Annotated in this window: 4 protein-coding genes; 2 read left to right on the top strand and 2 right to left on the bottom strand. The window is 38.4% G+C overall.

The genetic code is table 11. The features are described from left to right. Nucleotides 1-83 precede the first annotated feature (83 nt). The gene (locus FD28_RS00010) at nucleotides 84-1,025 is read right to left on the bottom strand and encodes a protein rep (RefSeq protein WP_083478067.1); all 942 of its coding nucleotides are present in this window, start codon (nucleotides 1,023-1,025) and stop codon (nucleotides 84-86) included. Nucleotides 1,026-1,715: 690 nt separating this feature from the next. Between FD28_RS00010 and FD28_RS13115 the strand changes: the two genes are divergently transcribed. Continuing rightward, nucleotides 1,716-1,853, top strand: a complete 138-nt coding sequence (locus tag FD28_RS13115; RefSeq protein ID WP_157059787.1) for a hypothetical protein — start codon at nucleotides 1,716-1,718, stop codon at nucleotides 1,851-1,853. Between the two features lie 224 nt (nucleotides 1,854-2,077). Here the strand turns inward: FD28_RS13115 and mobV are convergent, their stop codons facing one another. Then, complete coding sequence (mobV, locus tag FD28_RS00005) at nucleotides 2,078-3,163, bottom strand: MobV family relaxase (RefSeq protein ID WP_057731210.1); 1,086 nt, start codon at nucleotides 3,161-3,163, stop codon at nucleotides 2,078-2,080. Between the two features lie 362 nt (nucleotides 3,164-3,525). On the opposite strand from mobV, the gene FD28_RS13110 reads away from it, so the two are divergent. Beyond that, nucleotides 3,526-3,687 carry a hypothetical protein gene (locus FD28_RS13110; protein WP_157059786.1) on the top strand — a complete coding sequence of 54 codons (162 nt, stop codon included), beginning with the start codon at nucleotides 3,526-3,528 and terminating at the stop codon, nucleotides 3,685-3,687. Nucleotides 3,688-3,725: the final 38 nt, after the last annotated feature.

The raw sequence follows: 3,725 nt of genomic DNA, 5'->3' as shown, positions 1-3,725 counted from the left end.
ATAACAAAAAAGCACTAGTAATACAACTAGTGCTTTTTAATACACAATCTATTAATTATTGATTTCTTCACAAATTTTTCCATCTATACGAAATAATTTTTACGCTGATAGTCCCATTTCGCAACGACCTCGCGAACCATCTCATCGATTTTTACTTTATCATCATCGACATTAATTAAGTGAGCATCAACATCTTCAAGTTGTAACTGCTTGCGAATTTCTTTAAATAACCCACCATAACTAATTTGACGTGACCCCGCCAATCCCTGTTCCAAATCCTCAACCACTTGCAGGTCACGTTCTTGGTCATTCGTCAAAATATCTTTGGACTTAACTTGATATTTAGCGGTTTCTTGTGCACTCGCAATTAACGAGTTTTTACCTTTAGCCTTGTTCGAGCGAACAGCCTCAACATTAACAATTGGCTGATAATCTAACTTCATAGCCCGTTGCCAAAGTTTTGACCACTCTGCCTGATTAATATAATTTGCTGAATCTTTAAAATACGTTGGTTTAACGAAAAGCAGCACGTGCATGTGCTGATGATAAGTCCCATTTTTGTTGATCGTAATTTCGGTTGAACGCACATAACCCAACAAGTTTTTGGCCGGTTTCTTGTATTGAAACAGCTTAGAAATTGCCCGCCCCATTTTTCTGACTTCCTGTTTCAAGTTTTCGCCAGATGCGTTTTCCGCCGTCAGCGTTAAAAACAAAAAGCGACCCGTTTTTCGTTGCTTATGAGCTTCGTCTAAAACTTGCATTAACTGATTAGATTGTCCCATTGAGCGACGCCAATTGCACAATGGACACAATCGACTCTTACAAAACCATGTCTGATAAAGCCGCAGTCGGCCCTCATCATCAGCAACAAATCTCAATACTTCACCGCATTCTTTAACACGATTAGCTTTTTTAAAATTAAGTATTCTCAAATACTCCGCGTACTGTAAGTTTTCCAATTTACGTTCACGCCACGGCCGTTCTTTTCCGTTACGACTAATATCTTTTAGAATCTTTTTTGACATAAAAATAGCTCCAATCCAGCAATGAATTTCTCACGTGGCTTGGAGCTAATCACATTCGTAAAGTTTAAAAATAGACTTTAGATAGTCAACGTTGACAAATAACTCACTTGTCAGTAGACTTATCTCACGTATATTATTGATTAGCTCACGTGTCCTGCTCGCCAAAGTTAGGATTTCCACGTGAGTTTTTTTATGCAGTTTTTTAAATAATCTAAGACAACTGAGTCAATAAAAGTTCAAAACCCTCAGTCAACTTTAATAAGCCAAATTATGCACTATAAACGCCGGCCTGTCAACGCTTTACAGTAAAACCAAAAAATGACGTTGTTTGTAGTAGTATCAAGATAAGAAGAAACTGGTCAAAATCGACCAGTTTCCAAGCCCTCGGGCGCTGACGCCCCGAACCCAGTCCAAGCTGTACCAGCTTGACCCTATAATTGAGCGGGGTTCCCCGCTCAAACTCACTCCCACTCGCCGTGTGGCAGGCGGAACAAGTGGTAAATCTACTTGTTCCGGCAAGCCGGTTAGTGTCTAGATTCGAGTAATGCTGTCAATTCCTTATCCTCCCACGCTCCGCTCGTCCGGTACCATTGACAGCGGCAGCATTAGCCTCTCAACATTTTTATTGAGTACGCTTACTTTGAGCAATAAAATATAATTGTACTAAATATTTTAAGGAGGAATATACTCATGAAAATTATTAAATCAGTTACCTTTGCTATTGTTGGTACAACACTTTTAGCTACTAGTTTTCCCGCTATTCAAGCACACGCAAACGATCAAACAATAGAAAGTAATACAGTCGTTAAAAGTTTCGGTTGGAAATAAGGATTGGTTATATATGAAAAATAGCCTATGGATTCGAAGTATACTGATCATCGCCTTATTATTTATTTTATGGGCAAGTAACCATTACAATTGGCCTTATCACAATATAACAGGATATGTCTTAATAGTATGTGGAGTATTAGTAGGACTTTTAGGTAATCAAATAGACAAAAAATAACAGCTAAAATAGCATATCTAGCAAGCCTTTTAACCGGTAAAGGAATCTAAAGGCTTGGACCATCTAATTCCTCATGGTGTCCCTCTGAACGCTCCTGCGGCCTCTGAGGGGCTTTTTTAGACGGTTCTTTTAGTCCAGCTCGTTCTAGCCACTCACTTGGTAAGCCAACACCTAATTTGCGCTGTAAGAACCGGTCAACGCTCCGAACAATTCCTTGTAACGTATCCACTAATTTTTGGAGCTTCTCATTTTTCTTGCTTAAATCATAATTATTGTCTTTAACTTCAAGCAGTTGATAATTTAAGCTTTGATTATCAAGTTTTAAACGGTTCTGTTGTTGATTATAAATATCACTGACAGCTGCTCGAGATTCTAAGTCATGAAGATCACTTTTTCTAACAACCACTTTATCCTTGCTTAAAAGAGTAGGTTTGCTCTCAATTTCCTGCTGATCACGAGGTTTAAGTTCAGCAAGGCGTTTTCTGGCATCTTCAAGCTCAGCTTGTATTTCTCGTTTTTGAAGCGTCGCATTTTTCAAATCTTCCCGCATAGCTTTGTATTCTGGCACCGTTAAACTTTTACGTTCCGATTCTTGAACCCCACGCTGAACATTAAAACCGTGCTGTTGCAAATAAGTCGGTAATTGATCTTGAATATCTCGCAAAGCTGTGCGATTAAAAACTCGTTTAGCAGACAATTTATACTCATCATCAAACGGGACAATCCCCATATGCATGTGTGGAGTACTCTCATCAAGATGAACAATCGCATAGCGAATATTTTCTTCACCAAATTTTTCAGCAAAATAGTCCTTCGCTGTTTCAAAATATTTGCGCGTATCAGCCGCCGTTAAATCGGCAAAGAAAGGACTATCACTTGAGATGATCCATTCATTGACCAAGACCGCATCTTTTCTAACCGCTCGCTGACTGGTTTTATGCTCGTTAATATAAGCCGCAATATCTGTTTTGAAATGATTAGTCCGACCAGCGACCAAATCATAATTTAAAGCAGAACGGTCAACGTCAATATCGGTATTTTTGTGATTCTGTGTTCGACGTTGATCATGATTACCCAAACCAACCAGATTGTCAGCTTTCAATTTCTGCATATTAGCAACTAAATAACTCACCTAACCACTCCATTCCCAAACAGCTAAATTTGGTTAGAGCATAGCACATAATTCGGCAAACCTCCATGCAAGGTATAGCCCACTATACTTTACAAGTTAAAGTGTGGGCTCTACGAGGTAGTAGCGTTCTCCCTTCCTACTGGGAGAACTGCTATTTTTCCACGCCTATTATCCGGCTAGAAAAACCTCCGGCGGGCTATTACATAGCAAGCTCGCTTCATGAAGATTCCTATCAAAGTTGGGTAGCCAAATATCATCTTGATAAATAAATTATCAAAGACAGCAAGCTTTCAACTCTTCTTCATAGCAGAGTATAATCAAAATAAAAATATACAAAACACCTTCAGAAAGGAGAAAAGTACATGAACATTATAAAAATTATTGGAGTATTGATATTTCTTGGAATTGGAGCATATTTTATGAACGGCGGCTGGGCAGAAAACTTAGGTAGTCTTTATCGAAACTACAAAGAATCACATCTTTCCCTCTATCAATTCTGGAAAACAATAACAAAAAAGCACTAGTAATACAACTAGTGCTTTTTAATACACAATCTATTAAT

The sequence above is a fragment of the Levilactobacillus hammesii DSM 16381 genome (genome assembly GCF_001434395.1).
In the GTDB taxonomy this organism is placed as follows: Bacteria; Bacillota; Bacilli; order Lactobacillales; family Lactobacillaceae; genus Levilactobacillus; species Levilactobacillus hammesii.
Note: the sequence above shows the minus strand (reverse complement) of the source record. Positions and strands in the feature narration are given on the sequence as shown.